This is a genomic window from Rhodococcus globerulus, from assembly GCF_019334125.1.
In the GTDB taxonomy this organism is placed as follows: domain Bacteria; phylum Actinomycetota; class Actinomycetes; order Mycobacteriales; family Mycobacteriaceae; genus Rhodococcus_F; species Rhodococcus_F globerula.
In genome coordinates this window covers 1280012-1283050 of record NZ_CP079698.1, presented here as the reverse complement: position 1 = coordinate 1283050, position 3039 = coordinate 1280012, and the positions used below count along the sequence as shown (strand labels likewise).

Here is a 3039-nt window from a genome sequence, read left to right as displayed (position 1 = left end):
ACCCGTGTGCATACGGTACTGATCGGGTGATGTTTTCGGATTGGACTGTGGGGGAATGACACAAGAGCGACCATCCCGTTTTCGGGCACCGCAATCGAGCACGAGGAGCGGCAATGAGAAGGATCAGACACAGTCGGGCACTACTGGTTGGCGCACTCATTGCGTCGACGGGATTGTTCGGTGAAGTAGCGCTGGCGTCTGCCGATCAGTCTCGATCTCTTCCCCCCGGCACACCGACATCGGCAGACGGGTCCGCGCTCGATCGCATCGAAGTGGTCAACGACCGCCAACTGACGATGTACGTCCGCTCGGCGGCGATGGACAAAGTGATACCGCTCGAGGTGATCCTCCCAGCAGATGCGAGCGCGCCGCGGCCGACGCTCTATCTGCTGAATGGAGCCGGCGGCGGCGAAGATTCGGCGACGTGGCAGACCCGGACAGACGTCGTCAATTTCTTCGGTGACAAGAACGTCAATGTCGTCAATCCCATCGGCGGTGCATACAGCTACTACACGGACTGGCAGCAACCCGATCCCGTTCTCGGACTCAATAAATGGACGACCTTCCTGACCGAGGAGCTTCCCCCGATCGTCGACGCAACGCTCGGAACGACTGGGGAGAATGCCGTCGCTGGTCTATCCATGGCCGGCACATCGGTTCTGAGTCTGGCCGAAGCGGCGCCGTCGGTGTATCGCGCCGTGGGAGCGTTCAGCGGTTGCGCTGAGACGAGCACCCAACCGGGTCAGGACTATGTGACCTTCGTGGTCAGCTTCCGCGGCGGCGACGTCAACAACATGTGGGGTCCGCCCGGCAGCCCGGCCTGGGTGGCCAACGATCCGGTTGTCAACGCGGAGAAGTTGCGTGGCATCGACCTGTACATCAGCAACGGAACAGGTTTACCTGGCCCACATGAGACCTTGGCGGGGCCGATGGTGAATGGAGATCCGGGCGTCCTCGCTAATCAGGTGATCGTGGGCGGCGTCATCGAGGCGGGGACAAATCAGTGCACGCAGCGTCTCGCGGATCGCCTCAATACCTTGGGAATCCCGGCAACGTACGACTTCCGGCCGACCGGCACTCACTCGTGGGGTTACTGGCAGGACGATCTGCACAACTCCTGGCCCATGATCGCCGACGCGATCGGTACCCAGCGATAGGTACCGATGAGCCGGTGAGTTATTGCTCACTTCTCTCGCATCGTTCGAGAGCTGACTAACCTAGATGCTGGTCAGCGCGGTTATCATCACCGGGTGAGTTCCGAAACGCGCAGCGTCGCCGCAGTCGAAGACACTGACGTTCTTGCCCGTCGGTTTGCTTGTCTGGGAGATCCCGCGAGGCTTCGAGTGTTGCAACTCGCTGCAGTCGGACCAGTCGAGATTGCGGCACTTGCAGGTGAAACCGGCATCGAACCGTCGACACTCGGAACCCATCTCGAGGCGCTCGCGAACGTGGGCTTCATCGATGTCGACGTCCAAGGCGAGACTTCCGTGATCCGCGTTGCGGGTTCGGCGTATTCCGACCTCATGGACGCGGCAAAGATCGTCTCGCCGCGGGCGCAAGTGCGCGACACACTGGGGGCCTTGCCGACGGACGTCACGCTCCGCAGAATGGCCGAGAGTGACTGGGACGGCGTGCGATCGATCTACCGCGAGGGAATCGACACCGGTACAGCAACATTCACCACGTCGGTGCCTTCCGTGCAGAAGCTGGACGAGCAATGGTTGCCCGATCATCGGTGGGTAGCCGAGATCGACGGCCATGTCGTGGGCTGGGCGACCCTCAGTCCCACCTCATCGCGCGACTGCTACCGGGGTGTTGCCGAGAACTCCATCTACGTCGGCGGCGCGGCGCGTGGCCGCGGCGTCGGAAAACTGCTCCTTCGTCATCAAGTTCAGGCCGCCGACACCAGCGAGATCTGGACAATCCAGTCGTCCATCTTCCCTGAGAATCGAGCGAGCATTGCTCTGCATCAGGCCGTCGGATTCCGCATTGTCGGCACCCGCTCACGGATCGCCCAGCTGGGTGGACAGTGGCGTGACACCTTGTTTCTGGAACGACGCCGTGAGTCCCAGCTTCACTGACCGGGCAGTGCGCAGACCGTGTCGAGTCCGAGAACGTGATTGAGCCGACCGGACGTGATCCACGATCCGATGCTGATCGAGAGTTCGACGATCTCCGCTTGGCTGTACTGCGCGCTCATCCGTTCCCAGAATGCGTCGTCGAGTCCGTGGTGATCCAATGCGTACCGCTGCGCGTATTCGGCGGCCAGGCGCGTGCGGTCATCGAAAGCGTCAGTGGTTTCCCAGTTTTCAACGGATTCGCCAAAAGTATCTTCAACTTTTACTCCGTCGCGTTCGGTGCGCCAGTCCATACACACGATGCAGCCGTTGATTTGCGCGATCCGCAACCGTGCGGCCTCGAACTCGCGTAGGCCGAGAGTCGACTTCGTGGTGACCGCGCGTGAGAGTCTCGACGCCGCGCGCCCGATCTCGGGAACCAGGTCACCCCACACGTATTCGATGGGATCTTTACCCTCGGGCACAGTGATGTTCATCGTCGACTCCATCTCGTGTGGTTTCTTTCTCCGACGATAGCGGCGCGAACCTGCCAAGCCGCTGTGCGAATCCCACTGGTCGGCATGAGAACCACGTTGTGAAAATGTGCCCGCTATCCCTTGGCTGCCCTGATCCCGGCGCGGCGACCGATCGGAATCACGCCAAGTTGGGGACTCTGTTCAAACCTCTCTGGAGCGGTTCAATTCGCCGGAATCCAGCGGGACATGGAGTGAAGATGCCGTTCTCAACCGAATAGGCCGAGAAATCTCGGTTCAGTCTTCTGCGCAGGAAGAACGTGGTTTTGGCAGAGTCGAACAGCGGGTCACTCAACAGTTTGTCGGCCAGTTCGAGCCATGGTCGATGCCACACGAGCTTGTGTTGATGGCGGGTTTCTCGATGTGATCTTCCCTGTGATTGGGAGCTGTATTTGTACGACTACGGCGCATCCGAGTCCTGATCTCGCTGCCTACAATCTTGCTGCCCG

General features: G+C 60.6%; 3 protein-coding genes. 2 read left to right on the top strand and 1 reads right to left on the bottom strand.

Annotated features, from left to right (window positions below):
- Positions 1 to 113 precede the first annotated feature (113 nt).
- Positions 114 to 1157, top strand: coding sequence for an alpha/beta hydrolase (locus KYT97_RS05755; RefSeq protein ID WP_045070131.1), 1044 nt, complete (start codon positions 114 to 116; stop codon positions 1155 to 1157).
- Between the two features lie 93 nt (positions 1158 to 1250).
- The gene (locus KYT97_RS05750) at positions 1251 to 2081 is read left to right on the top strand and encodes a helix-turn-helix domain-containing GNAT family N-acetyltransferase (RefSeq protein ID WP_219111904.1); all 831 of its coding nucleotides are present in this window, start codon (positions 1251 to 1253) and stop codon (positions 2079 to 2081) included.
- Here the strand turns inward: KYT97_RS05750 and KYT97_RS05745 are convergent.
- A complete protein-coding gene (locus KYT97_RS05745; RefSeq protein WP_033231413.1) occupies positions 2075 to 2554 on the bottom strand; it encodes a carboxymuconolactone decarboxylase family protein in 480 nt (159 codons plus the stop codon). The genes KYT97_RS05750 and KYT97_RS05745 overlap by 7 nt on opposite strands.
- Positions 2555 to 3039: the final 485 nt, after the last annotated feature.

Excerpts from the sequence above, each read along its gene's own strand:
- KYT97_RS05755 (WP_045070131.1), top strand. The coding sequence starts at position 114 with ATGAGAAGGATCAGACACAGTCGGGCACTACTGGTTGGCGCACTCATT.
- KYT97_RS05745 (WP_033231413.1), bottom strand. The coding sequence starts at position 2,554 with ATGAACATCACTGTGCCCGAGGGTAAAGATCCCATCGAATACGTGTGG.